This window comes from Pseudomonas sp. GD03944 (assembly GCF_029839275.1).
GTDB lineage: Bacteria > Pseudomonadota > Gammaproteobacteria > Pseudomonadales > Pseudomonadaceae > Aquipseudomonas.
The window spans coordinates 129,411-156,267 of sequence record NZ_JAOCAH010000012.1 but is presented as its reverse complement, the minus strand read 5'-3'; the positions used below and the strand labels follow the sequence as shown (position 1 = coordinate 156,267).

The following is a 26,857-nucleotide window of genomic DNA, read 5'->3' as shown; positions in this document are numbered from 1 at the left end:
CTTCGGCTTGATTGGGTCTTTCCCGTGCAGTTGTCGCTGCATGTGGGAAAGATTAAATTCGACACCCTTGATGCACCAGATAGCAAAAATCACCTCTAGCGTTCCATTTGGAGAACGATCAGTGGAAGACCTCAATTCCCTCTACTACTTCACCCAGGTGGTGGAGCACGGTGGCTTCGCCGCCGCCGGCCGCGCGCTGGACATGCCCAAGTCCAAGCTCAGCCGCCGCATCACCGAGCTGGAGGAGCGCCTCGGCGTGCGCCTGCTGAACCGCACCAGCCGCCATTGCTCGCTCACCGAGATCGGCCAGGCGTACTACCAGCGCTGCGTGGCTATGCGGGTGGAAGCGGAAGGCGCGGCGGAAGTGATCGAGCGCAACCGCTGCGAGCCGCGCGGCCTGGTGCGCCTGGCCTGCCCCACGACGCTGCTCAACCACTGGGTGGGGCCGATGCTGACCCGCTACATGATCAAGTACCCGCTGGTGGAGCTGTACATCGAGAGCACCAACCGCCGGGTCGACATCCTCCACGAGGGCTTTGACATCGCCCTGCGGGTGCGCTTTCCGCCGCTGGAAAACACCGACATGGTGATGAAGGTGCTGGGCGCCAGTACCCAGTGCCTGGTCGGCCACCCGGATTTCCTGGCGCAGCTGCCGGCCAACTTCCAGCCCGAAGACCTGGGCAATCTGCCCAGCCTGCACTGGGGCGGCTCGCAACGTGATTACCAGTGGGAACTGCTGGGCCCGGACAACGCGCGCCAGGTGATCGCCCACACCCCGCGCATGGTCACCGACGACCTGATCGCCCTGTGTCACGGTGCGGTGGCGGGCGTCGGCATTGCCCACCTGCCGCGCGTCGCCGTGCGCGACGACCTGGCCGCCGGGCGCCTGGTGGAAATGCTGCCGGGCTGGACGCCCAAGTGCGGCATCGTCCACGCGATCTTCCCGTCGCGCCGCGGCCTGCTGCCCTCGGTACGCACGCTGATCGACTTCCTCGCCGATGAATTCAGCCAGAGCGACATGGCCTAGGGCATCGCCGCCGGCCAGCCTTGCAGTCGGCCGGTGGCGGGCGTTGCTGGTCCTGCGCTATACCGAATGAGCCAATTCACCGGCACCGAAAAGTGGACCAATCCGAATGTGCCGGATTGGATCTATGTGGACGAGCCGACGGTGCGTAGAGTCGCCTTCACCGGGCCAGGTAGTTCTGCCACACGCACAGAGGCGTCGGTTTCTTCTCAACCCAGACACGGATGAAAACCCATGAGCCAACGCCTCGATTACTTCTCCCTCTCGCCCCAGGCCTCTGCCAAGTACGTGGATTTTTCCATGCTGCTGAACAAGACGCCGTTCCTGGCCGAGCTGGCCCACCTGGTGATGCTGCGCGCCTCGCAGATCAACGGCTGCGCCTTCTGCGTCGACATGCACGTGAAGGAAGGCAAGATCCGCGGTGAACGCGAGCTGCGCCTGCACCACGTGGCCATCTGGCGCGAATCGCCGCTGTTCTCCGAGCGCGAGCGCGCCGCCCTGGAATGGACCGAAGCCTTGACCAGCCTGTCGCCGCTCGGCGTGTCCGACGCCGTCTATGCCAGCGTGCGCGAGCAGTTCTCCGAACAGGAGCTGTCCGACCTGTCGTTCATGGTCGTCGCCATCAACGGCTGGAACCGCCTCAACGTGGCCTTCCGCAACGTGCCGGGCTCCGCCGACAAGCAGTTCGGCCTGACCAAGGCCAACCTGGCCTGACGCTGTCCTCCACTTTCAGGGAAGCCATGACCATGACCATGACCACTCCCCTTCGCGTGCTTCGGCTCGCCAGCAGCCCGCGCGGCGCCGACTCGGAAAGCCTGCGCCTGTCACAACGGGTGCTCGACGGCCTGGCCGCGCAGCACGGCGGCCGAGCCCTGGAGCTGCAGGATGTCGACCTCAACGACCTGCCCCATGTGGACACCGCCTATGCCGTGGCCCTGGCCACGCCAACCGCTAGCGCCCAGGGCGAACCGGGCAGCACGCTGCAGCGTTCCGATGCGCTGATCCGCCAGCTCGACGAGGCCGACGTGCTGCTGATCGCCACGCCGATGCACAACTACACCGTGCCGTCGGCGCTCAAGTCCTGGGTCGACCACGTGGTGCGCGTTCGCGTGACCTTCAACGGCACGCCCCAAGGCAAGGTCGGCCTGCTGCGCGACCGCCCGGTGTACGTGGCGGTGTCCTCGGGTGGCCTGATCAGCGGCGAGCAAGCGCGCCAGCCAGACTTCCTGCGCCCGTACCTGCAAGCCGCGCTGGGCACGGTTGGCCTGCACGACCTGCATTTCTTCTGTGTGGAAGGCACCGCCAGGGGCGAACAGGCGACCGCCGACGCCCGCTTAGCGGCAGAGGCCGCGATCAGCGCGTTCTTCTCCGCCGCCTGAGTCACCCCGGCCCGGCAGATCCGCGTAGCTGCCGGGCCATTCCCCGTTCTGCCCCAGCTGTTTCCCCCTTCCGGCGCCGCCTCGCTTGCGCCATCCGCCGCAGTCCTATACACAGTCAGCCGCGCCTCGTTGCACGCCAGGGCAGGGTCCGTCCCGCGCAGCGACCGGCTGCGGTGACCAATCCCCGCGCGCCTCCATCAGACACATTCGCCGTCCGCTCAACGGAGCTTTGCATGCTGCCTCTGCCGTTTTCCCTCCCGCCTGCCCGCCTCACCCTGCTGGCGCTCGCCTGCCTGACCGCCCAGGGCGCACTGGCGGCGCAGCCGTTGCAACTGGATTCGGTGCAGATCAGCGGCACGCAGCTGAGCGAGACGGAAGCCGCGCGCGAGCAGCTCAAGCGCGTGCCGGGCGCCACCAATGTGGTGGACATGGCCACGGTGGAAGAAGGCCGCGTGGCCGGCGTCGCCGATGTGCTGGCCTACCAGCCCGGGGTCTACGCCCAATCGCCGGGTAACGAGGGGGTGAAGATCAGCGTGCGCGGCTCGGGCATCAATCGCGGCCCCGGCTCCCACGCCTCCGGCACCCACATCATGCTCGACGGCCTGCCGCTGACCGGCCCTGGCGGTACGCCCTACGAACTGCTGGAGCCGCTGTGGATAAGTCGCGCCGAAGTGCTGCGCGGCGCCAATGGCTTCGACCGCGGTTCGCTGGCCCTGGGCGGCGCCATCGACTACATCACCCACACCGGCCACACCGCGCCCAAGCTGCAGCTGCGCTACGAAGCGGGCAGCCGCGGCTACCAGAAGCGCAGCATCACCTCCGGCCAGGTGCTGGGCGATTTCGACTACTACATCAACCTGACCGACAGCGACACCGACGGCTACCAGGATCACTCTTCGGGCCAGGGCAAAGGCATCGCCGCCAATGTCGGCTACCGCTTCAACGAGAGCCTGGAGACGCGTTTCTACCTGCGCTACCGCGAGACCGAGCACGACATTCCGGGTCGCCTGACCAAGGCGCAGATCGAGCACGACCCGCGCGCGGCGGCCGCCAACAACCTGCGCATCGACGCCCACCGCGACCAGCCCGGCAGCACCTGGATCGCCAATAAGACCACCTGGCAGATCGATGATGACTCGACCCTGGTGGCCGGCCTGGCCTATCACCACTACCCGATGGACTTCGCCGAAACCGCCTACCGCGACAGCGCCTACCGCATCCGCGTGGACTACAGCGACGTCAGCGCCACGCTGAACTACACCCGCCGGCACACCCTGTTCGGCCTGGACAGCACCACCACCGTGGGTTTGCGTAGCACCACCACCCTGCCGAGCAGCAAGTCCCGGGAGAACGCCACCCTGCCGATGACCGTGGACACCACCGTCTACCCGGCCGGCACCCTGATGCGTGCTTACGAGCACCTGGGCTCGGACAACGTGCTGCATGTCAGCAACGAACTGGAGCTGGCCCCCGACCTGTGGCTGACCAGCGGCCTGGCGCTGATCTATACCCGCCGTGAGGTGCAGGTGACCTGGCCGGCCAACGACGACAAGCTCAGCGAAAGCACCTGGGACTACGCGCCCCGTATCGGCCTGCGCTACCAGCTCAACCCCGAGGTGCAGCTGTACGGCAACATCAGCCGCTCCGTGGAGCCGCCGCACGCCTGGTCGATGATCTGGAGTTCGCCCCTGCGCTTCGCCGCGCCTGGCCAGCCGTACAACGCCCGCCAGCGCGCGCCGATTTCGCTGGATAACCAGACCGCCACCACCTTCGAGATTGGTGCCCGTGGCGACTCGGCCATCGGTACCTGGGACCTGGCCTACTACTACGCGCAGGTGCGCCACGAGCTGCTCACCGTCGAGATCGAGAACAACGTCTTCGCCGAATCCAACGCCAGCCCCACCGTGCACCAGGGTATCGAAGCCGGCCTGACCAGCCCGCTGTGGCAAGGCGGCGCGGCCGGCGCCCTGAGCCTGCGACAGGCCTACACTTTCAGCGACTTCCACTACCGCGACGACGATGAGTTCGGCGACAAACGCCTGCCGGGCCTGCCCCGTCACTACTACCAGGCCGAACTACGCTACGACCACCCGAGCGGCTTCTACGCCGGCCTCAACACCCAGTACGCCTCCAAGGTCGCGGTGGACTACGCCAACTCCTACTACGCCGACGCCTACGCCACCTTCGGCGCCACCCTGGGTTACGCCTCGCCGAAAGACGACTGGCAAACCTGGCTCGACCTGCGCAACCTCACCGACAAACGCTATGCGGCGACCGTCACCCCTGGCTACAACGACAACGGCGCCGACGTGGCACGCTCCACGCCGGGCGAAGGGTTTGGGGTGTATACAGGGGTGTCGTGGAGTTGGTTGTAACGCGGGCTTTGCACGGCTCGTGGGCTGGTGGTGGAAAACGCTTCGCGGTTTTCCACCCTACTTACTTCCAACTATTCGCATGTGCCATCCAGTAGTAGCCTAGTGCCTTCTTTCACTGCGCTACGGATTGGCCATGAAAACTCTCGCCCTCTCCCTGGCTTTACTTGGCCTGTTCAGCACAGATGCCTGGTCTAAAAACTGCCGCAACAGCCAGCCATGCGGTAACTCCTGTATTTCGTGGAACAAGACGTGTCGCATTGGGACACCCAGCTATGTGGCTCCCGCACCGCCAGTGCGTACACAGCTTCCCGCTAAACCCCATGAAGCCTCAACAACGTCCGGCTTGTATGTGCAAGATGACGACACGTATTCCGTAAGCTCTCCTGCCCATAACGCTCGACGATTAAGGCGGCTGACATTTGGTGAAATGGTGCGGGTTTATCAACAGATTGGTGACTGGATACGCATCTCCGAACCTGGTCAACCGAATGAATGGCTAATTCGACACTCGTTGAGTACTTCACAGCCGTCACATAGCCCATCTCAGCCAGCCAGGTCACCGCTCAAATACGATCTCTCTCAACCAGAGGCAGTCATCGCGTGGGGAGATGCCCAAACCGATGCCGCATTCACCTATGCATTGCCCTCCCGTACATCCAGTCGCATAAGGAGACTCGTATTTGGAGAAAAACTCGCCGTTTACGAACTCATGGGCGAATGGGCGCGAATTTCGCCAGCAGGCGCTGATGAGGAATGGGTGGTACGAAGCTACATAGGCGTTTAACAACGGCCAGACCGTAGGGTGGACAACGCTGTTTTTGTCCACCGTCCTGCCACTTACTCCGCTGCCTGACCGTCTTTCCTCAACAGATAGCTGTCCATGATCCAGCCATTGCGTTCCCGTGCCTCGGCACGGGTGGTGGCGATGCGGTCGGCCACGTCGTCGAGCGGGCCGGCGATGAGGATTTCGTCGGCGGTGCCGACGTAGGCGCCCCAGTAGATGTGCAGGTGCTGACCGACGAAGCGGCGGTAGGTGTCCTTGGCGTCGAGCATCACCGCCACGCTGTCCACGCCCTGGGGCCAGCCCTCGGCGAGCAGGCGGCCGGTGGTGATTTCCACGGCGCGGCCAATGCTGTTGAGCGGGACGCGGTGGCGCGCCGTAAGGGCCTGCAGGCTGGTGATGCCGGGGATCACGTCGTACTCGAGGTCGCCGCGGGCCACGGCGATGGTCTCGATGATGCGGATGCTGCTGTCGTACAGCGACGGGTCGCCCCAGACCATGAAGGCCGCCACGTCGCCGTCGGCCATCTGCTCGTCGATCAGTTGCTCGAACACCGCCTGCTTGTCGCGGTTCAGCTCGTCGACGCTGCCGCGGTAATCGGCGGCCTCGCGCTCGCGTTCCGGTTGCAGGCCTTCGGCGAAGCGCGGGGTGTGGCCGTCGAGGAAGCGCTCGCAGATTTCCCGGCGTAACGCGTTGAGCTTGTGCTTGGCCGGGCCCTTGTCCATCAGGAAGATCACGTCGGCGCGGCGCAGGGCCTTGATCGCCTGCTGGGTGATGTAGTCGGGGTCGCCGGCACCGATGCCGACCAGAAGCAGGGTTTTCATCAGGTTCTCCACCCGGCGAGCGGCGCCAGGCTGTCGATGGGGTAATAGTCGGCGCCGAGTTCGGCGGCCAGTTGGCGGCCACGGCCGATGCGGACCGGCGCGCTTTCGATGTCCACCAGCAGGGTCGGGCAGGCGCTCGGGCTCAGGGTCGGCCAATCGCGCACGCGGCCGTCAGTGATCACCAGCAAGCGGTGATGCTCGGCCGGGTGCAGGCGCTGACGGCGCGCCTGCCAGGTCGCGGCCTGTTGCACGGCATCGATCAGGGGCGTGCCACCGCCAGCGCCCAGCTCATCCAGCCAGTGCTGCAGGGCCTGGGAGGCTTTCTGCCCGTGCCACAGCCACTGCGCCTGCTGGCCGGTGGCGTGCAGCAGGGCCAGGCGCGCGCGCTGACGGCGCGCCTGCTCGAACACCTCGGCGAGCAAGCCCTTGGCCTTGCTCAGTGCGCCGTGGCGGCGGGTCGAGGCCGAGGCATCGACGACCACCAGCCACAGCTCGGTCTGGCGCGCGCTGCGCGGGCGGTGCAGCAAGTCCGCGCGGCTGCGTGGGCGGCCCTGGAGCAGGCTCGCCGGCCAGTCGATAGCGCCCAGCCGGCCGCTGCGGCTGGCGCCACTGCGCCCACCGCTGAAGTTACCCGGTCTTGGGGAAGCATCCGCACCCCTGGGTTGGCGCGGGCGGATGCTCAGGGCTTTTTTGTCCAGCGCGGCGGTTCGCGCCGTTCACCCGTGGCCTGGGCCTGGGCCGGCAGCTCGCCCCATTGGCCTTCGCCCTGGGGCTGCGTCTGGACATTCGCCGCGGAGCCTTGCGCAGGCGGCGGCGATTGAGGGGGTTGCGCCGGCGGAGCATGGCGACGGCGATGGCGCAGCACGAAGTCGGCGACGGCCTCGATGTCATCATTGTCGATGCGCTCGCCACCGCGCCAGGCGGCGTGGGCACGGGCGGCACGCAGCCAGACCAGGTCGGCGCGCAAGCCATCGACGGCAGCGGTGAAACAGCGTTGGCTGATCTGCTCCAGCGCCTCGTCATCCAGGGGAATGTCGGCCAGACGCTGGCGAGCGTTCTGACAACGGGCGCCCAAGGCATCCTGCTGTTCTTGCCAACGCTGGATAAAGGCCCGCGGGTCGGCATCGAAGGCCAGGCGTCGACGCACGATCTCGGCCCGCTGGGCCGGCTGCGGCTGGGCATCGAGGGCCAGGTTGAGGCCAAAGCGGTCGAGCAATTGCGGGCGCAGTTCGCCCTCCTCGCTGTTCATGGTGCCGATCAGCACGAAGCGCGCAGCATGGCGGTGCGAGATGCCGTCGCGCTCGATGTGGTTGACCCCACTGGCAGCGGCGTCCAGCAGCAGGTCCACCAGGTGGTCCGGCAGCAGGTTGACCTCGTCCACGTAGAGCACCCCGCCGTCGGCCTTGGCCAGCAGCCCTGGGGAAAACTGCGCGCGGCCTTCGCCCAGGGCGGCATCCAGGTCGAGGGTGCCGACGATGCGCTCCTCGCTCGCCCCCAGCGGCAGGGTGACGAAGGTGCCGCTCGCCAGCAGGTCGGCCAGGCCACGGGCCAGGGTCGACTTGGCCATGCCGCGCGGGCCTTCGATCAGCACACCGCCGATGGCCGGATCGATGGCCGCCAGGCACAGCGCCAGCTTGAGATCATCGGCGCCAACCACGGCGGCGAGGGGGAAGTGATGTTCGGTCATGGTCGAAACGGGTCCGGTTGGAAAAAGGCATAGCAGAAATGTACACCGGGAATCGGGCGGTGAACGGCCTGGCGGCGCGATCGCACGGTAAACGTACGCGACTCCCGTAGGAGGGGCTTCAGCCGCGCGCCCTTCGCCGCTAAAGCGCCTCCCACCCATTGCGTACCTGTCGCCGCAATAGTCGAGCGCGGCGCGGTCCCGTAGGGTGGGTTAGCGGCGCGGAACGCCGAGGGCGAATTCACCAGCGGCGGTGGCGCGGCGCGTAACCCACCAGGCGATGGAACGCGTTGCGCCGGTGGTGGGTTACGCCGCAGCAGGTTCAGCGTATGGATTGGAAAGCGCGGCAGGCGGCTAACCCACCCTACGGGTTGCATCGCATCCGGAAATACCAGCAATCGCAGGCTCATGATTCTTCGCTGTCGATCAGCAGGTTTTCGATGGCCTCTCGGTATTCGCCGGGGTTTTCCCACAGGCCGCGCTGCTGGGCTTCGAGCAGGCGTTCGAGCATGTCGTTGAGGGCGCCGGGATTGTGCTGCTGGATGAAGTCCCGGGTATCGCGGTCGAGCAGGTAGGCGTCGGTGAGCAGTGCGTACTGGTGGTCGTCGACCAGTTCACTGGTGGCGTCGAAGGCGAACAGGTAGTCGATGGTCGCGGCCAGTTCGAAGGCGCCCTTGTAGCCGTGGCGTTTCATGCCGTCGATCCACTTGGGATTGGCCGCACGGGCGCGCACCACACGGTTCAATTCTTCCTTGAGGCTGCGGATGCGCGGGGTGTCGGGCTGGCTGTTGTCGCCGTGGTAGCTGGCCACCTTGAGGCCACGCAGGGTTTCCACGGCGGCCAGCATGCCGCCCTGGAACTGGTAGTAGTCGTTGGAATCGAGGATGTCGTGTTCGCGGTTGTCCTGGTTGTGCAGCACGGCCTGCAGGTGTTCCAGACGCTCGGCGAACTGCGCCCGGGCCGGCGTGCCGTCGCTGTCCTTGCCGTAGGCGTAGCCGCCCCAGTTGAGGTAGACCTCGGCCAGGTCCTCGCGGGTCTGCCACAGGCGTTCTTCGATGGCGTTCTGCACACCCGCGCCATAGGCGCCCGGCTTGGAGCCGAACACCCGCCAGCCCGCCTGGAGCCGCGCCTCGTGCTCGTCCAGCCCGCTGTCCTGGAGGGTCAGCGACTCACGCCAGACCCGCGCCGACAGCGGGTTCATGTCTTCCGGCTCGTCCAGTTCGACCACGGCCTGCACGGCGTCGTCGAACAGGCGGATAAGGTTGCTGAAGGCGTCGCGGAAGAAGCCCGACACCCGCAGGGTCACGTCGACCCGCGGCCGACCGAGTTGCTCCAGGGGCAGCACCTCGAAGCGCTCCACGCGCTGGCTGCCGGCCTGCCACACCGGGCGCACGCCCATCAGTGCCAGGGCCTGGGCCATGTCGTCGCCACCGGTGCGCATGGTCGCCGTGCCCCACATCGACAGGCCGAGCTGGCGCAGGTGGTCGCCGTGGTCCTGCAGGTGCCGCTCCAGCAGGCGATCGGCGGCCTGCACGCCAATGCGCCAGGCGGTCGGCGTGGGCAGGTTGCGCACGTCGACGGTGAAGAAGTTGCGCCCGGTGGGCAGCACGTCCAGCCGCCCGCGGCTCGGCGCACCACTGGGGCCTGACGGGACGAAGCGACCGTCCAGCGCAGCCAGCAGGCCCGCCATCTCGGCCGGCCCGCAGGCATCCAGCCGGGGCGCGACCTGCTCTTGCAGGCGCTGCAGGACCAGGGCACTGGCGGCGCCCGGTGCGTCGATGACGTGATCAATCAGGTGCAGCGCCAGCAGCTCCAGGCGTTCGCGGGTATCGCCCGTGGTGCGCCAGGGGCTGTCATTGACGGCCAGCAGGGCGTCCGGACGCGGCCCCTGCCAGGTCGTGGCCATGTCGCAATCGAGGGGGTCGAAACCCAGCGCCAGGTCATTGCCCAACGCCCGCAGCAGGCTGGCATTGCCTGCCTGCCCATCGCCCCGGGGAATGCGCAGCAGCGCCAGCAGGGTATCCCGGCGCAGTTGCCCCGCCGGGGATTCGCCGAACACATGCAGGCCGTCGCGAATCTGCGATTCCTTGAGGTCGCACAGGTAGGCGTCGAGTTGCGGCAGCCAGCTGTCAGCGTCGTCGTTGAGCTGCAGACCCAGTTCGCGGTCGAGGCTGGCCTCGCGCACCTTGGCCAGGATCTCGCCGCGCAGCTCGACGGCGCGACGCAGGTCGAGCTGGCTGGCGTCGTAGTACTCGTCGGCCAGGCGCTCGATGTCGCGCAGCAGGCCGTAGCTCTCGGCGCGGGTCAGCGGCGGCATCAGGTGATCGATGATCACCGCCTGGGTGCGGCGCTTGGCCTGGGCGCCCTCACCCGGGTCATTGACGATGAAGGGGTAGACGTTGGGCAGCGGCCCGAGGATCGCCTCCGGCCAGCACTGCTCGGACAGGCCGACGCTCTTGCCCGGCAGCCATTCCAGGTTGCCGTGCTTGCCGACGTGCACCACCGCGTTGGCACCGAAGACCGTGCGCAGCCAGCAGTAGAAGGCCAGATAGCCGTGCGGCGGCACTAGGTCCGGGTCGTGGTAGACCGCGCTGGCATCCACCTGGTAACCCCGGGCCGGCTGAATGCCGACGAAGGTCAGGCCGAAGCGCAGGCCGGCCACCATCAACCGGCCACTGCGGAACATCGGGTCTTGTTCGGGGGTGCCCCAGCGGTCCAGTACCGCCTGCTGGTTGGCCGCTGGCAGGCTGTGGAAAAACGCCCGGTATTCGTCCAGCGCCAGGCTCTGGGCGCAGGGCCGCGCATCCAGGTTATCGAGGTCGTTGGTCACGCCGCCGAGCAGGCTGTGGATAAGCGCGGTGCCGCTGTCCGGCAGGTTATCCACAGGGTAGCCCTGCTGTTGCAGAGCCTTGAGGATGTTCAGCGCCGCCGCCGGGGTGTCCAGGCCGACGCCGTTGCCGATGCGGCCATCACGGGTCGGGTAATTGGCGAGCACCAGGGCGATACGTTTGCTGGCGTTGGGTTTTACCGTCAGTTCGACCCAGTTGCGCGCCAGTTCGGCGACGAAGTCCATACCTGGCAAGTGCGGGTGATAACAGACCACATCGCTCTGGCTGCGCTCGCTGCGCCAGGCCAGGCCCTTGAAACTGATCGGGCGGGTGATCAGCCGACCGTCCAGCTCCGGCAGCACGATGTGCATGGCCAGGTCGCGCGGCCCCAGGCCCTGGGCATTGGCTTGCCACTGGTCGTGGTTATCCAGGGCACACACGGCCTGCAACACCGGCACGTCGCGGCGGAACGGGCGCGCCTCCGGTGCCTCCGGGTTGGACATGGCGAAGCCAGTGGTGTTGATGATCAACGCGGCGCCAGTTTCGTCCAGCCAGTCTTCCACCTGGGTCAGACAGGCCGCCTCCTTGAGGCTGGCCACGGCGATCGGCAGCGGGTTCAGGCCCTTGGCCTGCAGGCGCTGGCAGAAGGCGTCGATGAAGGCGGTGTTCGCCGCCTGCACGTGGTTACGGTAGAACAGCAAGGCCGCGACCGGCGCCTCGGCCTGCCAGTCCGCTTGCCAGTGGGTCAGGGTCGGATTGGCGTGGCCGGGGTGGTAGACCCCGACCCGGGGCAATGCCTGCGGTTCTGCCCACGGGTAGTCGCGCTGAAGCCAGCGGCTGGCGATGCAGTCGAACAGGTGCCGGGCATTCTGCGCGCCGCCCTGACGCAGGAATTGCCAGAGCCGATGACGGTCATCCTCCGCCACGTTGCTCAGGCCGCTGAGCTCCGGATCGGGACTGTCATCCCCCGGCACCATGATGACCTTTGCCCTGCGCTCGGCCAGCTCGACCAGGCGCTCAATGCCGTAGCGCCAGTAGCTGACGCCGCCGTGCACGGAGATCAGGATCACCCTGGCGTGCTGCAGCACCTGCTCGACATACAGGTCCACCGAGGCGTGATTGCTCAGCTGCGCCGGACTGGCCAGGCGCAGGCTCGGGTAGTCCTCCGGTAGCGTGCGCGCCACCTCGGCCAGCAGCGACAGGTGCGAATCGCCGGTGCACAGGATCACCAGCTCGGCGGGCGTCTGGCCAAGGTCGGCAATGCTATCGGCCGGCAGCTGCTGGCCGGGCTGGGTGCGGAGAAGGTGCATGCTCGTTCTCGTGGCAGGGGTCAATCGTGGGAGGGGCTTTTAGCCGCGAGGATCAGCAGACCTGATCGCGGAAGACCCTCCCACAATCACTCAGGCCAGGGCGGCGGCCAGCTCGGCTTCGATGGCCGCGCGATCCAGCTGCTGACCGATCACCACCAGGCGGCTGTTGCGCGCTTCGCCGGGCTGCCAGGCACGGTCGAAGTGCTTGTCGAAACGCTGGCCAACCCCCTGCAGCAGCAGGCGCATGGGTTTTCCCGGAATGGCGGCGAAGCCCTTCACCCGCAGAATGCCGTGCTTGGCGACGGCCTCTTTCAGGGCTGCCAGCAGGCGCGCCTCTTCAGCTTCCGGTAGTTCCACGTGGAACGAGTCGAACTCTTCGTGATCGTGGTCTTCGTCCTCATCGTCATGGTGGGTGCGGCGGTTTTCAATGTGCAGCTCGGTTTCGCTGTTCAGGCCGATCAGCACGCTCAGGGGCAGCTTGCCGCCGTGGGCTTCGACCACCTTGACCGACGGCGGCAACTCTTCCGCCACTTCGGCACGCACCGCCGCCAGGGCCTCGGCGTCCAGTTGGTCAGCCTTGTTGAGGATGACCAGATCGGCGCTGGCCAGCTGGTCGGCGAACAGCTCGTGCAGCGGCGACTCGTGGTCGAGGTTCGGGTCCTGCTTGCGCTGCGCATCCACCTGGTCCGGGAAGGCGGCGAAGGTGCCGGCGATCACCGCCGGACTGTCGACCACGGTAATGACCGCGTCGACGGTGCAGGCGTTGCGGATTTCCGGCCAGTTGAAAGCCTGCACCAGCGGCTTGGGCAGGGCCAGGCCACTGGTTTCGATGAGGATGTGGTCGAGGTCGCCACGGCGCGCCACCAGGTCGCGCATGACCGGGAAGAACTCCTCCTGCACGGTGCAGCACAGGCAGCCGTTGGCGAGTTCGTAGACACGGCCGTTGGCTTCTTCCTCGGTGCACCCGATCGAGCACTGCTTGAGGATCTCGCCGTCGATGCCCAGCTCGCCGAATTCGTTGACGATCACCGCGATACGGCGCCCTTCGGCGTTTTCCAGCATGTGGCGGAGCAAGGTGGTCTTACCGGCGCCGAGGAAGCCGGTGATGATGGTGACAGGCAGTTTGCCGAGCGTTTTCATGGGAAGCCCTGGTCGAGTCCGTGGGATCGGCGGGCAGGCGGCAACGAGCTGGCAGCCACAGGCTGGCAGTGCATACCACCGGATCACCCCGCCCGGTTGACGAAAATGGGACGAGGCAGGTCTCCTGGCTCACGACCCGGCGGGTGCCTCGGCACCGGCCATGCCCTTCGCCTTCCCGCGCGAGCGCAGTGGCAATGAATGAAGGGCAATACGTCGTTCACAGTTGCGGGGGCAGCCACGGATTGACGCACCGTGTTCCCTCTTAGCTCCGGTAGCGCGTACCGGAGAACCTCGACCGGTGAAGGCTACGCAGTGCCCGGGGGCAGGTCAATCGCCACGGTTGACGGCTGATCGGCTTCATGATGTTCTACAAAGTGTTTCAGGTGTCTTGCGCCACGGCGCGAGGTGAAACGGGAAGTCGGTGCGAATCCGACGCTGCCCCCGCAACGGTAAGCGAATGCCGGATCGTTTTAGCCACTGCGCCCTTGGGCGTGGGAAGGCTGATCCTCACTGTCTCGAGACAGTCGTCGCAAGCCCGGAGACCGGCCTGTAACCCTGTTTGGCAACCTGCGGTGGGCGGGTACGCGCCGGAATCCCGCTCCTGCCTGGTGCGGGTTCATGCTGCGTTCCTTCTGCATCGCTCAACAGTCATCAGAAGGTCCGATCGCCATGTCCAGCAGCACACTCTCCACATCGTCCGCGGTTGCTCTGCCCCTGTCCCAACGTATCGTGCTCGCGGTAGGCAGTTGCCTGCTCGGTGCCGCGCTGATCTTCGTTGCCGGCTTCTCGCACATCGAAGCCCTGCACAACGCCGCCCACGATACCCGCCACAGTGCGGCCTTCCCCTGCCACTGAGGCGCTCGTCCATGCTCAAGCGTATCGCCCAGACGGCCGGGTTCGCCGGCCTGCTCGCCGCCATCGTCCTGACCCTGCTGCAGAGCCTGTGGGTCACCCCGCTGATTCTGCAGGCGGAAACCTTCGAAACCAGCGAGCCCGCTGCCGAAGTGGTCGAACACAACCACGACGCCGCTGCCGTCGCCCATGAACACGAGCACGACACCGCCGGTGGCCATAGCCATGACGGTGAGGCCTGGGCACCGGAGGACGGCTGGCAGCGCCTGCTGGCCACCGGTCTGAGCAACCTGGTGGTGGCCGTGGGCTTCGCCCTGATGCTCGCCGGCCTGTTCACCCTGCGTGCACCCGGCCAGTTGTGGCAGGGCCTGCTCTGGGGCCTGGCGGGTTTCACCACCTTCTCCCTCGCCCCGTCTGCCGGCCTGCCGCCGGAACTGCCGGGCACCGCAGCCGCCGACCTGCTGCTGCGCCAGTACTGGTGGATCGGCGCCGCGGCCTCGACCGCCGCAGGCCTGGCGCTGTTGGCGTTCGGCAGCCACGGGGTGCTGCGCATTCTCGGCGTGCTGATTCTGGCGGTCCCGCACGTGGTCGGCGCCCCGCACCCAGAGGTGCACGAAAGCCTGGCGCCTGCCGCGCTGGAGCGTGAGTTCATCCTCGCCTCGCTGCTGACCAACGCCGTGTTCTGGTCCGCCCTGGGCGTGGCGGCCGCCTGGTTCTACGGCCGCCCCCAACGGCATGCCTGATCCCGTAGACGGCCGCGCCCTGTATGTCGCGGGGCTCGGCTGCCGCCAGGGCTGCTCACGGGACGAGCTGCTCGATCTGCTGCAGCGAACGCTGACCCTGCAAGGCCTGACGCTCGAACACCTGAGCGGCCTGGCCAGCAGCGAGCACAAGTCCGCAGAACCCGGCCTGCTGCAGTTGGCTGAGTACCTGCAATTGCCGATCACCTTCGTGCCCGTCACCGAGCTGGCGCGTTACCATGGGCGCCTGAGCGAAACCTCCGAGCTCGCCCTGCGCACCACCGGCAGTGCTGGCATCGCGGAAGCCAGCGCGCTCGCCCTGGCCGAACGCCTGAGCGGCGGCGAAGCCCGGTTACTAATGACCAAACAGAAAAGCCCTAGCGCCACCCTGGCCCTAGCGGTGGTATCCGCCCCGCGAACATGTGACTGAACGATGGACCACTTCGAAAGCGTCATCAAAACCCTGTTGGAGGGTAAAGGCTACTGGGTCAGACAGTCCTTCAAGGTCAAACTCACCAAAGAAGAAAAAAGACAGATCGGCAAGCCTTCCATTCCCCGGCCGGAGATTGACCTACTCGCGTTCAAGCCTGCGCAGAATCGTGTGCTGGCCTTCGAGGCCAAGTCTTTCCTCGACTCGACGGGCGTGCGCCTCTCCTGCCTCAACGAAGTGCATGCCATTCCCGAAGGCAAGTACAAGCTGTTCACTTGCGAGAACTACCGCCGCATCGTGCTTGCACGCCTGAAGCAGGATCTGATCGCACTCGATATGGCCAACGAGGCTACCGAGATCGTATTGGGCCTCGCAGCTGGCAAGGTCTATCAATCCAGAAGCGCTGAAATCGAGCAGGTATTCGCCCAACATGGCTGGATTTTCTGGTCACCGGAAGATATCCGCCGGTACGTGATCGATCTGGCCAAACTGGGTTACGAGAACGAACCGGCAATCATCACGGCCAAGATTCTGATGCGCCAAGCCACTCCGTAGCACTACACCTGTTCAGGGAACCCCCCATGACCGTCTACTTCATCGGTGCCGGCCCCGGCGACCCGGAATTGATCACCGTCAAAGGCCAGCGCCTGGTGCGTACGTGCCCGGTGATTCTGTATGCCGGCTCCCTGGTGCCCGAGGCCGTGCTGGACGGTCACCAAGCCGAGCAGGTGATTAACACTGCCGAGCTGCACCTGGAAGAGATCATCACGTTGATTCGGCAGGCCCATGAACGGGGCCAGGACGTCGCCCGGGTGCACTCCGGCGACCCGTCGCTGTATGGCGCGATCGGCGAGCAGATCCGTCATTTGCGGGCGTTGGATATCCCCTTTCAGATCATCCCCGGCGTCACCGCCACCTCGGCCTGCGCTGCGCTGCTGGAAAGCGAGCTGACCCTGCCCGACGTGTCCCAGACGCTGATCCTCACCCGCTACGGCAGCAAATCCGCGCTGCCGCCCGGCGAGCAACTGCCTGACCTGGCGCGCCACGGCGCCACCATGGCGATTCACCTGGGGGTGGCGCACCTGGGCAAGATCGTCGCCGAGTTGCTGCCGCACTACGGTGCCGACTGCCCCATTGCAGTTATCCACAGGGCCAGTTGGCCGGATCAGGACTGGGTGCTGGGCACATTGGCCGATATCGAGGCGCAGGTCAGCGCCAAGGGCTTTCGCCGCACGGCGCTGATTCTGGTGGGGCGTGTGCTGAACGCCGAGGACTTCGCCGACTCGGCGCTGTACAACGCCGGGCACCGGCATCTTTATCGAGACCCCACGGCTGACTGATGGCTAAAGCGCCTTCTAGCGCCAGCGGTTCGAACAGCGGGCAGGATCTCTGAGAGACGGCGAACAGGGCAGCAAACAGGCCGACTCCTTGAACCGCACGCTGACCTGAAGGGGCGGGCCACCCGGGTTCTCAACCGAATAGTCGTTCAGGCAGCTCTGCCCTTCCAGGTAACGGAACAGAAACCCCTGTTTGGCTCCGTCGAAACGCAGGAGGAGATCCTGGGACTTCTTCCAGCCAGACTTGTAGGGAATATTGAAACGCCAGCGCCCCTCTTCCAGCGCTTCGCCTTTCAATGTCAGGGATGAATAGTCCTCACCTACCTTCGCCGTCGGATAGGCCACCGCGAATACATGCGTACCGGCAAAGCCCATCTCAGGCTCGATGATCGTGCGCCGAAACGCGCTGTAGAGCGTCGGCGGATAGCTCAACGTCCGCTCGTAACGCACCTCAAGGCTGCCCAGGCTTCGGCTGGCATCCAGTTGCTCGCTGGGCATGTCAGGAATGTATTCATGGGTACTGCGACAACCCGCTACCGCGAACAACAGGATGGCCACCGAACACCTGGAAAAAAGCTGCAGCGCGGTCATTTCAAGCACTCCAGGCAGTTGGCAGCGCCATGATTGGCCAGGTCGATCGCCACGACCTCGGGGTCAGCGGTGTCGTAGACCCGCAAGAACAGCGTCACCGTCCCACCCCGGATGGAGTAGTGGCTCTCGTTGATGCGCAGCATGCGCAACCCTAGCGTCGCGAAATGGCGCGTGATCGACGATAACGCGGCGTCCCGCGCCATGCGGGTATACAGCCGCGGCCGCAGCTTGTCCCCCGAAAGCCCAAATGCCTCGACCGTCACACCCAGCATGGGCTGCGGCCGTTCCAGCGCGAACGCGAGGGGCAACGGGTTACCGGGGTAATACAGCAGGCCGCAATCACACGGCGGCCTCAGCCGGGGATCGTCATGGGGCAAGACCCGCACCCCCGGGTGGCCGGCGCGGAAGTTGCGCCAGGCCAACGGTGTTCCGGTCTTGACCAGGTGTGCGTAGTAGTCGCGCAAAAACTGGGCAAAAGGCGTCGATAGCGGCTCGGGCTCCGTGGTCTGGCCCAAACCACGCAGGTGCCACTGGCCGTCCTTGCGGTACCAGGTGAACTGGTCATGCGCCCATTTATACCGGGCATAGGGCTCGAAGAGGCCGCGCTCGGTGCCGTGCTGGTACCTGCCCGTTTCAGACAGGCGCCGTTGCTCGCGACTCACCTGCTCGCGGGCTTCGGCCAGTGCTTTCGGGTCAGGCCAGATCACACCGACCAGCCCTTTGCCGGGCTCCATGAGCACCACCGCGCCATCGGCAGTGCGTGAAACGACGCGGCTCATATCCGGCGCCACCAACAGCAGCCCGGCGGCGCCATAGGGGCTCACGGAAACGGTGCGCAGTTCCCCCGTCGCAGCGGACAGCACCGCGTCGATTTCCGGGAATACACGCAAATCCGGATTGCTCTGCGGCCAGCCCAGGGTGGTGAAGGCGCTGAGCGAGGTGGACAGGGGTACACCCGTTTCGTGAATGCGGACCAGTTGGGTGCCGGGCTTGAAGTAATCGTGGGTCGCGCTCTCCTTGCCGACACCGACGACCAGCAACGCCTTGTCATCACCCAACAGGTAATAGCGAGAGGTGCGCTGGTACCAGTCACCGACCGGCTGGCGCTGCTTGCCCTGATAGGAGAAGTGCCGCCCGCGATCGAGAAACGCTTCGACCTCACTCGTCTCCACCAGACGACCGAAGCCACCGATCTCCAGGCCATGCGCGGGACTTGCCTGCACACCGGCGCTGAACAACGTCGCGACAACAGTGGCGCACAGGCACCAGGGTTTGAAAGGCAGGAGGTTCATCCTTGATATGTCCACCGATAATGGCCGCCCAACTCCTGGGCTCCGGGCATGTTAACCGCATCCTCGGCTGTTCAGCGTTCCCCGCGGCCACGGGCGGCCATTTCTGTGAACCGCTCGGACTTACCGAAAACACCGGGGTCGCCAGCCGATCCGCCTCTCAGCGCAGGGCTTCGGGCGCCGCACCCAGGCGGCACAGCCCGTACACGCTGGCGTCGACCTTGCCTTGGTTATCGACAATGACGATCTCCGCACCGAGCGCACGCAGGCGTATATTCAGGTCGCTGGCGTACAACTCGCGGATGAAATGCGGGTAATCGATGCGCTCGGCGCTCGGCAGGCGTTCCATCAGCAGGGCATGCAGCGCTGGTAAGCAGAACTGCCAGCGCCCCGCCTCGCACTCGAAACCTTCGGCACGCAGCCAGGCGATGCAGGGCGCATCGCCGGCCAGCACCGCCTGGCAGCTGCCGAACAGCAGTGCCAGGGCCGGACTCATCGCGCTTACTCGACCGTGACGCTCTTGGCCAGGTTGCGCGGCTGGTCGACGTCGGTGCCCTTGAGCACGGCGACGTAGTAGGACAGCAGCTGCAGCGGGATGGTGTAGAGGATCGGCGTCAGGGCGTCATGGATGTGCGGCATGTTCACCACGTGGGTGCCTTCGCCGTTGTTCATGCCGGCCTTCTGGTCGGCGAAGACGATCAACTCGCCGCCACGCGCACGCACTTCCTGCAGGTTGGACTTGAGCTTCTCCAGCAGCTCGTTGTTCGGCGCCACGGTGACCACCGGCATGTCGGCGTCGACCAGGGCCAGCGGGCCATGCTTGAGCTCGCCGGCCGGGTAGGCTTCGGCGTGGATGTAGGAAATTTCCTTGAGCTTGAGCGCGCCTTCCATCGCCACCGGGTACTGCGCGCCACGGCCGAGGAACAGGCTGTGGTGCTTCTCGGCGAACAGTTCGGAGACCTTCTCCACCACGCTGTCCATGGCCAGGGCTTCGCCCAGGCGGGTCGGCAGGCGACGCAGTTCGTCCACCAGCTCCGCCTGCAGGGCCTTGTCCAGGGTGCCGCGTACCTGACCGAGGGACAGGGTCAGCAGCATCAGGGCCACCAGCTGGGTGGTGAAGGCCTTGGTGGACGCCACGCCGATTTCCGGGCCGGCCTGGGTCAGCAGGGTCAGGTCGGATTCGCGCACCAGGGAGCTGATGCCGACGTTGCAGATGGCCAGGCTGGCCAGGTAGCCCAGCTCCTTGCCATTGCGCAGGGCAGCCAGGGTGTCGGCGGTTTCGCCGGACTGGGAAATGCTGACGAACAGGGTGTCCGGCTGCACCACCACCTTGCGGTAGCGGAATTCGCTGGCCACTTCGATCTGGCACGGGATGCCGGCCAGGCCTTCCAGCCAGTAACGGGCCACCATGCCGGCGTGGTAACTGGTGCCGCAGGCAACGATCTGCACGTTGCGCACCTTGGCGAACAGCTCGGCAGCCTGGGGGCCGAAGGCCTGGACCAGCACGTGGTCGCTGCCCAGACGGCCTTCCAGGGTGCGCTGCACGACCTTGGGCTGCTCGTGGATTTCCTTGAGCATGAAGTGGCGGTACTCGCCCTTGTCGGCGGCCTCGGCGCCTTCGTGGTACTGCACGCTTTCGCGCTCCACCGGCTCGCCCTGCAGGTTCCAGATCTGCACGGCATCGCGGCGGATCTCGGCGATATCGCCTTCTTCCAGGTACATGAAGCGGTCGGTGACCTGGCGCAGGGCCAACTGGTCGGATGCCAGGAAGTTCTCGCCCAGACCCAGGCCAATCACCAGCGGGCTGCCACTGCGGGCCGCTACCAGGCGGTCCGGCTGCTTGGCACTGATCACCGCCAGACCGTAAGCGCCGTGCAGCTCTTTCACGGCGTCCTTGAGTGCCGCGGTCAGGTCGCCCAGGCTTTTCAGCTTGTGGTCGAGAAGGTGCACGATGACTTCGGTGTCGGTGTCAGAGGTGAAGACGTAGCCCAGGCCCTTGAGCTGCGCGCGCAGCTCTTCGTGGTTCTCGATGATGCCGTTGTGCACCACGGCCAGGTCGCCGCCGGAGAAGTGCGGGTGGGCATTGCGCTCGCTCGGCGCACCGTGGGTGGCCCAGCGGGTGTGGGCGATGCCCAGGCGGCCGGCCAGGGGCTCGGCGTTCAGCGCGGCTTCCAGCTCGCTGACCTTGCCCACGCGGCGGCGACGGTCGAGGCCACCCTGTTCGGTCAGCAGTGCCACACCGGCGCTGTCGTAGCCACGGTATTCCAGGCGCTTGAGGCCTTCGACCAGGATGGGGGTGACGGTACGTTCAGCGACTGCGCCCACGATGCCACACATAGGATTCTCCTTGCTTTTAAGCGTCTACAGCGGCGCAGATCAGCTTGATGCCGCGCGCGATCAGTTGTTCACGGGCCTCGGTGTCGAGGCGTTCATCGGTAATCAGTGTATGCACGCTGCCCCAGGGCAGCTCGAGGTTGGGAATCCGCCGGCCGATCTTGTCGCTCTCGACCATCACCACCACTTCCCGGGCCACTTCGGCCATCACCCTGGACAGGCCCAGCAGCTCATTGAAGGTGGTAGTGCCGCGCGCCAGGTCGATGCCATCGGCGCCAATGAACAGCTGGTCGAAATCGTAGGAGCGCAGCACCTGTTCCGCCACCTGGCCCTGGAAGGACTCCGAGTGCGGGTCCCAGGTACCGCCCGTCATCAGCAGCACCGGCTCATGCTCCAGTTCGCGCAGGGCATTGGCCACGTTCAGCGAGTTGGTCATCACTACCAGGCCGGGCTTGTGGCCGAGCTGCGGGATCATCGCCGCGGTGGTGGTGCCACTGTCGATGATGATGCGCGCATGCTCGCGGATGCAGGCAACGCCGGCTCGGGCGATGGCCTGCTTGTACGGCGAAACCGGTTGCGCACCCTCCCCGATCAGTTCCTGGGGCATGGGCACTGCCCCCCCATAGCGGCGCAGCAGCAGGCCATTCTTTTCCAGCGCAGAGAGGTCTTTGCGAATGGTCACTTCGGAGGTGGCGAAGGCTTTCGACAACTCATCGACACTGACCTCGCCCTGCTCGGCGAGCAAGGCAAGGATGGTGTGGCGACGCTGCGGTGTATTGCGCTTCGACATCTGTAAGTTTCGATTCGAAAGATAATGGCGCGAATCAAAACATAAGAACGGGATGCCCGCAAGCGCGGCTGGTGAAAATCTACACACCGCCGACGGGCGTTCGCGAGGCTCAGTTCAGCGTCAGCTTGATGCCGAAACCCACCAGGCACAGCCCTGCCAGTTTCTCCAGGATTCTGGAAATGCGCGGGTTGGCGCGCATCCTTTCAGCCAGGAAGTGGGTGCTGAGCACGATCACCAGGCCGTACAGGAAGGTCAGCACGGCGATGGTCACTGCCAGGAAACCGAACGTCACCATGCCCTGGTGGCGTACCGGGTCGATGAACAGGGGGAAGAAGGCCATGTAGAAAACGATGGCCTTGGGATTGAACAGGGTGATCACCAGCGTCTGCCACAGGTACTGACGTGGCTCGATATTCAGCGTCGGCGCTGCCCCGGGTTTCGCCAGCAGCATGCGCAGGCCGAGATAGACCAGGTAGGCCGCGCCGAGCCACTGCACCAGGTGAAAGGCCGTCGGGTAGGCCTTGAGCAACGCGGCGACGCCGGCCACGGCCAGCCACATCAACACCTGGTCACCCAGAATGATGCCCAGGGTCGACGCCAGGCCACCACGGATGCCGCCCTTGCCTGTGGATAAGATCAGCGCAAGGTTACCTGGGCCCGGGATCGCCAGCAGGATGATGAAGGCCACCACGAAGGCGCTGTAATCCGTTACACCGAACACGCTGCTTCTCCCTGCTTGTTGGAATGAAACGTAGCCTGCCTGTCAGGCAGTTATCCACAAGACCATTCAGCCTGGTACTTCCCGGGTATCGCTTCGCTCAACCCAGGCTACAGGCTGCTTACTTGTTCTTCGTAGGCCGCTTCCAGCCTTCGATATTGCGCTGGCGGGCACGGCCGACGGCCAGGCTGTCGGCCGGCACGTCCTGGGTCACCACCGAGCCGGCGCCCGTGGTGGAACGATCGCCCAGGGTCACTGGTGCCACCAGGGCACTGTTGGAGCCGATGAACACGTCTTCACCGAGCAGGGTACGGTGCTTGTTGGCACCGTCGTAGTTGCAGGTGATGGTGCCGGCGCCGATGTTGGTGCGCGCACCGATTTCGGCATCGCCCAGGTAGCTCAGGTGGCCCGCCTTGGCGCCCTCGCCCAGCACCGCGTTCTTCAGTTCGACGAAGTTGCCCACATGGGCCTTGGCCCCCAGCTTGGCACCCGGACGCAGGCGGGCGAACGGACCGCAATCGGCGCCCTCGCCCAGCTCGGCACCTTCCAGGTGGCTGTTGGCTTTGACGATGGCGCCGCGGCGCAGCACGGAATCCTTGATCACGCAGTTCGGGCCGATCTGCACACCGTCCTCGATCACCACCTTGCCTTCGAGAATGACGTTGGCGTCGATCAGCACGTCGCGGCCGACGGTGACGTCACCGCGCAGGTCGAAGCGGGCCGGATCGATCAGGGTCACGCCCTGGGCCATCAGGCGGCGCGCGGCGCGGTACTGGTAATGGCGCTCGAGCTGCGACAACTGGATGCGGTCGTTGGCACCGAGCACTTCCATCTCGTCGGCCGCCCGCTCGGTGGCCACCACCAGGCCGTCGGCCACCGCCATGGCGATGACGTCGGTCAGGTAGTACTCACCCTGGGCATTGCTGTTGGACAGGCGCCCCAGCCAGTCGGCCAGGCGCTTGCCCGGCACGGCGAGGATGCCGGTATTGCCTTCGCGGATGGCGCGCTGGGCGTCGCTGGCGTCCTTGTGCTCGATGATGGCCTGAACCACGCCGTCGCCGTTGCGCACGATGCGCCCGTACCCGGTGGGGTCGGCCAGCTCGACGGTCAGCAGGCCGAGCTGCTGGTCGCTCACCTGACCCAGCAGGCGCTCGAGGGTCGCCGTTTCGATCAGGGGCACGTCGCCATAGAGGATCAGCACCGTGTCGGCGCTCAGCTGCGGCAAGGCCTGGGCCACGGCATGGCCGGTGCCGAGCTGCTCGGCCTGGATCACGAAATTCAGGTCATCCGCCGCCAAACGCTCGCGCACCTGCTCGGCACCGTGCCCGATCACCACGTGGATGCCCTGCGGCTTCAACTGGCGTGCGGTGTCGATCACGTGCCCCAGCATGGATTTGCCGGCCACGGCGTGCAGGACTTTCGGCAAGGCGGAACGCATGCGCGTGCCTTGGCCGGCGGCGAGGATGACGATATCGAGCGACATAGAGGCAGGTCCTGAGCAGTCGTCGACTGGTTTGGGCAGAGCTGCCGCACAGCCGACACGGAATATGAAATGACAGGCAAAGAAAAAGGGTAGCCAAGGCTACCCTTTTACTTGCTTGCGATGAAGCGCCGGAATTAACCGCCGAACTTCTTGCGCAGCTGCTGGACGGTACGCAGCTGGGCCGCGACCTCTGCCAGATGAGCAGCAGCGGAGCCGTAGTCGAACTCCGAGCCTTTCTCACTCAGGGCTTTCTCGGCAGCCCGCAGGGCTTCCTGAGCAGCAGCTTCATCGATATCGGCAGCACGCTGCACGGTATCGGCGAGCACTTTCACCACACTCGGCTGAACTTCGAGGAAGCCACCGGAGATGTAGAACACCTCGGCTTCGCCACCTTGCTTGACCAGACGAATCGGACCCGGCTTGAGGTCGGTAATCAGCGGCGCGTGGCCTGGAGCGATACCGAGATCACCCAGGTTACCGTGCGCAATCACCATCTCGACCAGACCGGAGAAGATCTCGCCTTCTGCGCTGACGATGTCGCAATGGACTGTCATAGCCATGTCTAACCTCACGTATCGGTCTGTCTGCCCACCAGGTGTGCAGACGGACCGGAAGCGCCCGTTGCCGGGCGCACGGGTGATTACAGTTTCTTCGCTTTCTCGACAGCTTCTTCGATGCCGCCAACCATGTAGAACGCCTGCTCCGGCAGGTGATCGTAGTCACCTTTCAGGATGCCGCTGAAACCAGCGATGGTGTCCTTCAGGGAAACGTACTTGCCTGGCGAACCGGTGAAGACTTCGGCCACGAAGAACGGCTGGGACAGGAAGCGCTGGATCTTACGAGCACGGGATACCAGCTGCTTGTCTTCTTCCGACAGTTCGTCCATGCCGAGGATCGCGATGATGTCCTTCAGCTCTTTGTAGCGCTGCAGCACGTACTGAACGCCGCGAGCGGTGTCGTAGTGCTCCTGGCCGATCACGTTCGGGTCCAGCTGGCGCGAAGTCGAGTCGAGTGGATCGACCGCCGGGTAGATACCCAGGGAAGCGATGTCACGGGACAGTACGACGGTGGCGTCCAAGTGGGCGAAGGTGGTCGCCGGGCTCGGGTCAGTCAGGTCGTCCGCAGGTACGTATACGGCCTGGATCGAGGTGATCGAACCGGTTTTGGTCGACGTGATGCGCTCTTGCAGAACGCCCATCTCTTCGGCCAGGGTCGGCTGATAACCTACTGCCGACGGCATACGGCCGAGCAGTGCGGATACTTCGGTACCGGCCAGGGTGTAACGGTAGATGTTGTCCACGAAGAACAGAACATCACGGCCTTCGTCACGGAACTTCTCGGCCATGGTCAGACCGGTCAGCGCCACGCGCAGACGGTTGCCTGGCGGCTCGTTCATCTGACCGTAGACCAGGGCTACCTTGTCGAGAACGTTGGAGTCCTTCATCTCGTGGTAGAAGTCGTTACCCTCACGAGTACGCTCACCCACACCGGCGAACACGGAATAACCGCTGTGCTCGATGGCGATGTTACGGATCAGTTCCATCATGTTTACGGTCTTGCCGACACCGGCACCACCGAACAGACCGACTTTACCGCCCTTGGCGAACGGGCAGACCAGGTCGATAACCTTGATGCCTGTTTCCAGCAGCTCGTTGGAGCCTGCTTGCTCGGCGTAGGTCGGAGCGGCACGGTGAATGCCCCAGCGCTCTTCTTCGCCAATCGGACCGGCTTCGTCGATCGGGTTGCCCAGCACGTCCATGATACGGCCCAGGGTTTTCACCCCGACCGGTACCTGGATGCCTGCGCCAGTGCTGCCGACGTTCAGGCCACGCTTGAGGCCTTCGGTCGAACCCATCGCAATGGTACGGACCACGCCGTCGCCCAGCTGCTGCTGAACTTCCAGGGTGGTTTCGGCGCCGTCTACTTTCAGCGCTTCATAAACACTCGGCACTTGATCACGCGGGAATTCCACGTCGATAACGGCGCCGATGATTTGAACGATACGTCCGCTACTCATCTTTGGTTCCTCTGAATATTTGAACCGTTCTTAAACCGCGGCAGCGCCGCCGACGATTTCCGAAATTTCCTGGGTGATCGCTGCCTGACGTGCCTTGTTGTAAACCAACTGCAGGCCTTTGATCAGATCGCCAGCGTTGTCGGTGGCGTTCTTCATCGCGATCATCCGCGCCGCTTGTTCAGCCGCGTTGTTCTCAACCACCGCCTGGTACACCTGCGACTCCACGTAACGCACCATCAAGCCGTCCAGCAGCTCCTTGGCGTCGGGTTCGTACAGGTAATCCCAGTGATGCTTGAGTTCCTGATCCGGATCAGCCACCAGCGGAATCAACTGCTCCACTGTCGGCTTTTGCGTCATGGTATTGATGAACTTGTTCGAGACCACGGACAAACGATCGATGCGACCTTCGAGGTAGGCATCGAGCATTACCTTGACGCTACCAATCAGATCATTGATCGACGGTTCCTCGCCCAGGTGGCTGATCGCAGCAACGATGTTGCCACCAAAGTTGCGGAAGAAGCCCGCACCCTTGCTGCCAACCACGCAGAGATCGATCTCCACGCCTTGCTCGCGATTGCTCGCCATGTCCTTGACCAGAGCCTTGAACAGGTTGGTGTTCAGACCACCACACAGACCACGATCCGAGCTGACCACGACATAACCAACGCGTTTTACTTCGCGTTCGATCATGAACGGGTGACGGTATTCCGGGTTGGCGTTGGCCAGATGACCAATAACCTGGCGGATACGCTCCGCGTAGGGACGGCTAGCTGCCATGCGCTGTTGTGCCTTGCGCATTTTGCTGACCGCCACCTTCTCCATGGCGCTGGTGATCTTCTGCGTGCTTTTGATGCTCGCAATCTTGCTGCGAATCTCTTTTGCGCCTGCCATTTGACACCTATCGGGTTAGCAAGCGGGGACCTCTCGGCCC

Annotated in this window: 24 protein-coding genes and 2 riboswitches; of the genes, 9 read left to right on the top strand and 15 right to left on the bottom strand. The window is 65.1% G+C overall.

Features of this window, described 5'->3' with window-relative positions:
* The first annotated feature begins 121 nt into the window (after positions 1-121).
* The 4 genes from N5C28_RS18515 to N5C28_RS18500 all read left to right on the top strand — a co-directional run bounded on the left by N5C28_RS18515 (position 122) and on the right by N5C28_RS18500 (position 4,778).
* The gene (locus N5C28_RS18515) at positions 122-1,027 is read left to right on the top strand and encodes a LysR substrate-binding domain-containing protein (protein WP_279824601.1); all 906 of its coding nucleotides are present in this window, start codon (positions 122-124) and stop codon (positions 1,025-1,027) included.
* 231 nt (positions 1,028-1,258) lie between these two features.
* A complete protein-coding gene (locus N5C28_RS18510; protein ID WP_279824600.1) occupies positions 1,259-1,738 on the top strand; it encodes a carboxymuconolactone decarboxylase family protein in 480 nt (159 codons plus the stop codon).
* Positions 1,739-1,776: 38 nt separating this feature from the next.
* Positions 1,777-2,403 (top strand): NAD(P)H-dependent oxidoreductase, encoded by a 627-nt coding sequence (locus tag N5C28_RS18505; protein ID WP_279824599.1) that lies wholly within the window; start codon positions 1,777-1,779, stop codon positions 2,401-2,403.
* Between the two features lie 233 nt (positions 2,404-2,636).
* Positions 2,637-4,778 (top strand): TonB-dependent receptor, encoded by a 2,142-nt coding sequence (locus tag N5C28_RS18500; protein WP_279824597.1) that lies wholly within the window; start codon positions 2,637-2,639, stop codon positions 4,776-4,778.
* A gap of 837 nt (positions 4,779-5,615) precedes the next feature.
* On the opposite strand, the gene cobF is transcribed toward N5C28_RS18500, so the two are convergent.
* From cobF to cobW, 5 genes are all read right to left on the bottom strand, one after another.
* The gene (gene cobF / locus N5C28_RS18495) at positions 5,616-6,383 is read right to left on the bottom strand and encodes a precorrin-6A synthase (deacetylating) (RefSeq protein WP_279824595.1); all 768 of its coding nucleotides are present in this window, start codon (positions 6,381-6,383) and stop codon (positions 5,616-5,618) included.
* Positions 6,383-7,081 carry a VWA domain-containing protein gene (locus tag N5C28_RS18490; protein ID WP_279824603.1) on the bottom strand — a complete coding sequence of 233 codons (699 nt, stop codon included), beginning with the start codon at positions 7,079-7,081 and terminating at the stop codon, positions 6,383-6,385. The genes cobF and N5C28_RS18490 overlap by 1 nt, the downstream gene beginning before the upstream one ends.
* Positions 7,063-8,070, bottom strand: a complete 1,008-nt coding sequence (locus N5C28_RS18485; RefSeq protein WP_279824594.1) for an AAA family ATPase — start codon at positions 8,068-8,070, stop codon at positions 7,063-7,065. Before N5C28_RS18485 ends, N5C28_RS18490 begins: the two co-directional genes overlap by 19 nt.
* A 403-nt stretch (positions 8,071-8,473) precedes the next feature.
* Positions 8,474-12,205 carry a cobaltochelatase subunit CobN gene (gene cobN / locus N5C28_RS18480; RefSeq protein ID WP_279824592.1) on the bottom strand — a complete coding sequence of 1,244 codons (3,732 nt, stop codon included), beginning with the start codon at positions 12,203-12,205 and terminating at the stop codon, positions 8,474-8,476.
* A 90-nt stretch (positions 12,206-12,295) separates the two neighbouring features.
* Complete coding sequence (cobW, locus tag N5C28_RS18475; protein ID WP_279824591.1) at positions 12,296-13,345, bottom strand: cobalamin biosynthesis protein CobW; 1,050 nt, start codon at positions 13,343-13,345, stop codon at positions 12,296-12,298.
* Positions 13,346-13,441: 96 nt separating this feature from the next.
* A riboswitch (cobalamin riboswitch) is annotated at positions 13,442-13,654 on the bottom strand.
* A gap of 55 nt (positions 13,655-13,709) precedes the next feature.
* Positions 13,710-13,911, top strand: a riboswitch (cobalamin riboswitch).
* Between the two features lie 103 nt (positions 13,912-14,014).
* Between cobW and N5C28_RS18470 the strand changes: the two genes are divergently transcribed.
* From N5C28_RS18470 to cobM, 5 genes are read left to right on the top strand one after another with little or no spacing between them, the layout of a single operon-like run.
* A complete protein-coding gene (locus N5C28_RS18470) occupies positions 14,015-14,200 on the top strand; it encodes a CbtB-domain containing protein (protein WP_279824590.1) in 186 nt (61 codons plus the stop codon).
* Between the two features lie 11 nt (positions 14,201-14,211).
* A complete protein-coding gene (locus tag N5C28_RS18465) occupies positions 14,212-14,940 on the top strand; it encodes a CbtA family protein (RefSeq protein WP_279824589.1) in 729 nt (242 codons plus the stop codon).
* On the top strand, positions 14,933-15,367 hold the full coding sequence (locus N5C28_RS18460; protein WP_279824588.1) for a cobalamin biosynthesis protein: 435 nt from the start codon (positions 14,933-14,935) through the stop codon (positions 15,365-15,367). The genes N5C28_RS18465 and N5C28_RS18460 overlap by 8 nt, the downstream gene beginning before the upstream one ends.
* A 3-nt stretch (positions 15,368-15,370) precedes the next feature.
* Positions 15,371-15,922, top strand: coding sequence for a hypothetical protein (locus N5C28_RS18455; RefSeq protein ID WP_279824587.1), 552 nt, complete (start codon positions 15,371-15,373; stop codon positions 15,920-15,922).
* 26 nt (positions 15,923-15,948) lie between these two features.
* On the top strand, positions 15,949-16,707 hold the full coding sequence (gene cobM, locus N5C28_RS18450; RefSeq protein ID WP_279824586.1) for a precorrin-4 C(11)-methyltransferase: 759 nt from the start codon (positions 15,949-15,951) through the stop codon (positions 16,705-16,707).
* Positions 16,708-16,722: 15 nt separating this feature from the next.
* Here cobM and N5C28_RS18445 read toward each other — a convergent pair whose 3' ends face one another.
* From N5C28_RS18445 to atpG, 10 genes are all read right to left on the bottom strand, one after another.
* Positions 16,723-17,295, bottom strand: coding sequence for a hypothetical protein (locus N5C28_RS18445; protein WP_279824585.1), 573 nt, complete (start codon positions 17,293-17,295; stop codon positions 16,723-16,725).
* Positions 17,292-18,587 carry a hypothetical protein gene (locus N5C28_RS18440; RefSeq protein ID WP_279824584.1) on the bottom strand — a complete coding sequence of 432 codons (1,296 nt, stop codon included), beginning with the start codon at positions 18,585-18,587 and terminating at the stop codon, positions 17,292-17,294. Before N5C28_RS18440 ends, N5C28_RS18445 begins: the two co-directional genes overlap by 4 nt.
* A 157-nt stretch (positions 18,588-18,744) precedes the next feature.
* Positions 18,745-19,080, bottom strand: a complete 336-nt coding sequence (locus tag N5C28_RS18435) for a hypothetical protein (protein ID WP_279824583.1) — start codon at positions 19,078-19,080, stop codon at positions 18,745-18,747.
* A gap of 5 nt (positions 19,081-19,085) precedes the next feature.
* Entirely contained in the window at positions 19,086-20,921 is a 1,836-nt protein-coding gene (gene glmS, locus N5C28_RS18430) for a glutamine--fructose-6-phosphate transaminase (isomerizing) (RefSeq protein ID WP_279824581.1), read from the bottom strand.
* Positions 20,922-20,937: 16 nt separating this feature from the next.
* The gene (locus tag N5C28_RS18425; protein ID WP_279824580.1) at positions 20,938-21,708 is read right to left on the bottom strand and encodes a DeoR family transcriptional regulator; all 771 of its coding nucleotides are present in this window, start codon (positions 21,706-21,708) and stop codon (positions 20,938-20,940) included.
* 109 nt (positions 21,709-21,817) lie between these two features.
* Complete coding sequence (locus tag N5C28_RS18420; RefSeq protein ID WP_279824579.1) at positions 21,818-22,429, bottom strand: LysE family transporter; 612 nt, start codon at positions 22,427-22,429, stop codon at positions 21,818-21,820.
* Between the two features lie 118 nt (positions 22,430-22,547).
* The gene (gene glmU / locus N5C28_RS18415; protein ID WP_279824577.1) at positions 22,548-23,909 is read right to left on the bottom strand and encodes a bifunctional UDP-N-acetylglucosamine diphosphorylase/glucosamine-1-phosphate N-acetyltransferase GlmU; all 1,362 of its coding nucleotides are present in this window, start codon (positions 23,907-23,909) and stop codon (positions 22,548-22,550) included.
* 134 nt (positions 23,910-24,043) lie between these two features.
* The gene (locus N5C28_RS18410; protein WP_279824576.1) at positions 24,044-24,469 is read right to left on the bottom strand and encodes a F0F1 ATP synthase subunit epsilon; all 426 of its coding nucleotides are present in this window, start codon (positions 24,467-24,469) and stop codon (positions 24,044-24,046) included.
* An 80-nt stretch (positions 24,470-24,549) separates the two neighbouring features.
* Positions 24,550-25,926: a F0F1 ATP synthase subunit beta gene (gene atpD / locus N5C28_RS18405; protein WP_279824575.1), complete on the bottom strand. Its 1,377-nt coding sequence runs from the start codon at positions 25,924-25,926 to the stop codon at positions 24,550-24,552.
* Between the two features lie 30 nt (positions 25,927-25,956).
* On the bottom strand, positions 25,957-26,817 hold the full coding sequence (gene atpG, locus N5C28_RS18400; RefSeq protein ID WP_279824573.1) for a F0F1 ATP synthase subunit gamma: 861 nt from the start codon (positions 26,815-26,817) through the stop codon (positions 25,957-25,959).
* Positions 26,818-26,857 lie beyond the last annotated feature (40 nt).

Bases quoted from the DNA above. Each gene is read 5' to 3' on its own strand.
- N5C28_RS18445 (WP_279824585.1), bottom strand. From the start codon at position 17,295: ATGACCGCGCTGCAGCTTTTTTCCAGGTGTTCGGTGGCCATCCTGTTG.
- glmU (WP_279824577.1), bottom strand. From the start codon at position 23,909: ATGTCGCTCGATATCGTCATCCTCGCCGCCGGCCAAGGCACGCGCATG.
- cobW (WP_279824591.1), bottom strand. From the start codon at position 13,345: ATGAAAACGCTCGGCAAACTGCCTGTCACCATCATCACCGGCTTCCTC.
- cobN (WP_279824592.1), bottom strand. From the start codon at position 12,205: ATGCACCTTCTCCGCACCCAGCCCGGCCAGCAGCTGCCGGCCGATAGC.
- N5C28_RS18455 (WP_279824587.1), top strand. From the start codon at position 15,371: ATGGACCACTTCGAAAGCGTCATCAAAACCCTGTTGGAGGGTAAAGGC.
- N5C28_RS18510 (WP_279824600.1), top strand. From the start codon at position 1,259: ATGAGCCAACGCCTCGATTACTTCTCCCTCTCGCCCCAGGCCTCTGCC.
- N5C28_RS18440 (WP_279824584.1), bottom strand. From the start codon at position 18,587: ATGAACCTCCTGCCTTTCAAACCCTGGTGCCTGTGCGCCACTGTTGTC.
- cobM (WP_279824586.1), top strand. From the start codon at position 15,949: ATGACCGTCTACTTCATCGGTGCCGGCCCCGGCGACCCGGAATTGATC.
- N5C28_RS18460 (WP_279824588.1), top strand. From the start codon at position 14,933: ATGCCTGATCCCGTAGACGGCCGCGCCCTGTATGTCGCGGGGCTCGGC.
- N5C28_RS18485 (WP_279824594.1), bottom strand. From the start codon at position 8,070: ATGACCGAACATCACTTCCCCCTCGCCGCCGTGGTTGGCGCCGATGAT.
- N5C28_RS18410 (WP_279824576.1), bottom strand. From the start codon at position 24,469: ATGGCTATGACAGTCCATTGCGACATCGTCAGCGCAGAAGGCGAGATC.
- atpG (WP_279824573.1), bottom strand. From the start codon at position 26,817: ATGGCAGGCGCAAAAGAGATTCGCAGCAAGATTGCGAGCATCAAAAGC.
- N5C28_RS18505 (WP_279824599.1), top strand. From the start codon at position 1,777: ATGACCACTCCCCTTCGCGTGCTTCGGCTCGCCAGCAGCCCGCGCGGC.
- glmS (WP_279824581.1), bottom strand. From the start codon at position 20,921: ATGTGTGGCATCGTGGGCGCAGTCGCTGAACGTACCGTCACCCCCATC.
- N5C28_RS18500 (WP_279824597.1), top strand. From the start codon at position 2,637: ATGCTGCCTCTGCCGTTTTCCCTCCCGCCTGCCCGCCTCACCCTGCTG.
- N5C28_RS18465 (WP_279824589.1), top strand. From the start codon at position 14,212: ATGCTCAAGCGTATCGCCCAGACGGCCGGGTTCGCCGGCCTGCTCGCC.
- N5C28_RS18425 (WP_279824580.1), bottom strand. From the start codon at position 21,708: ATGTCGAAGCGCAATACACCGCAGCGTCGCCACACCATCCTTGCCTTG.
- N5C28_RS18435 (WP_279824583.1), bottom strand. From the start codon at position 19,080: ATGAGTCCGGCCCTGGCACTGCTGTTCGGCAGCTGCCAGGCGGTGCTG.
- atpD (WP_279824575.1), bottom strand. From the start codon at position 25,926: ATGAGTAGCGGACGTATCGTTCAAATCATCGGCGCCGTTATCGACGTG.
- cobF (WP_279824595.1), bottom strand. From the start codon at position 6,383: ATGAAAACCCTGCTTCTGGTCGGCATCGGTGCCGGCGACCCCGACTAC.
- N5C28_RS18470 (WP_279824590.1), top strand. From the start codon at position 14,015: ATGTCCAGCAGCACACTCTCCACATCGTCCGCGGTTGCTCTGCCCCTG.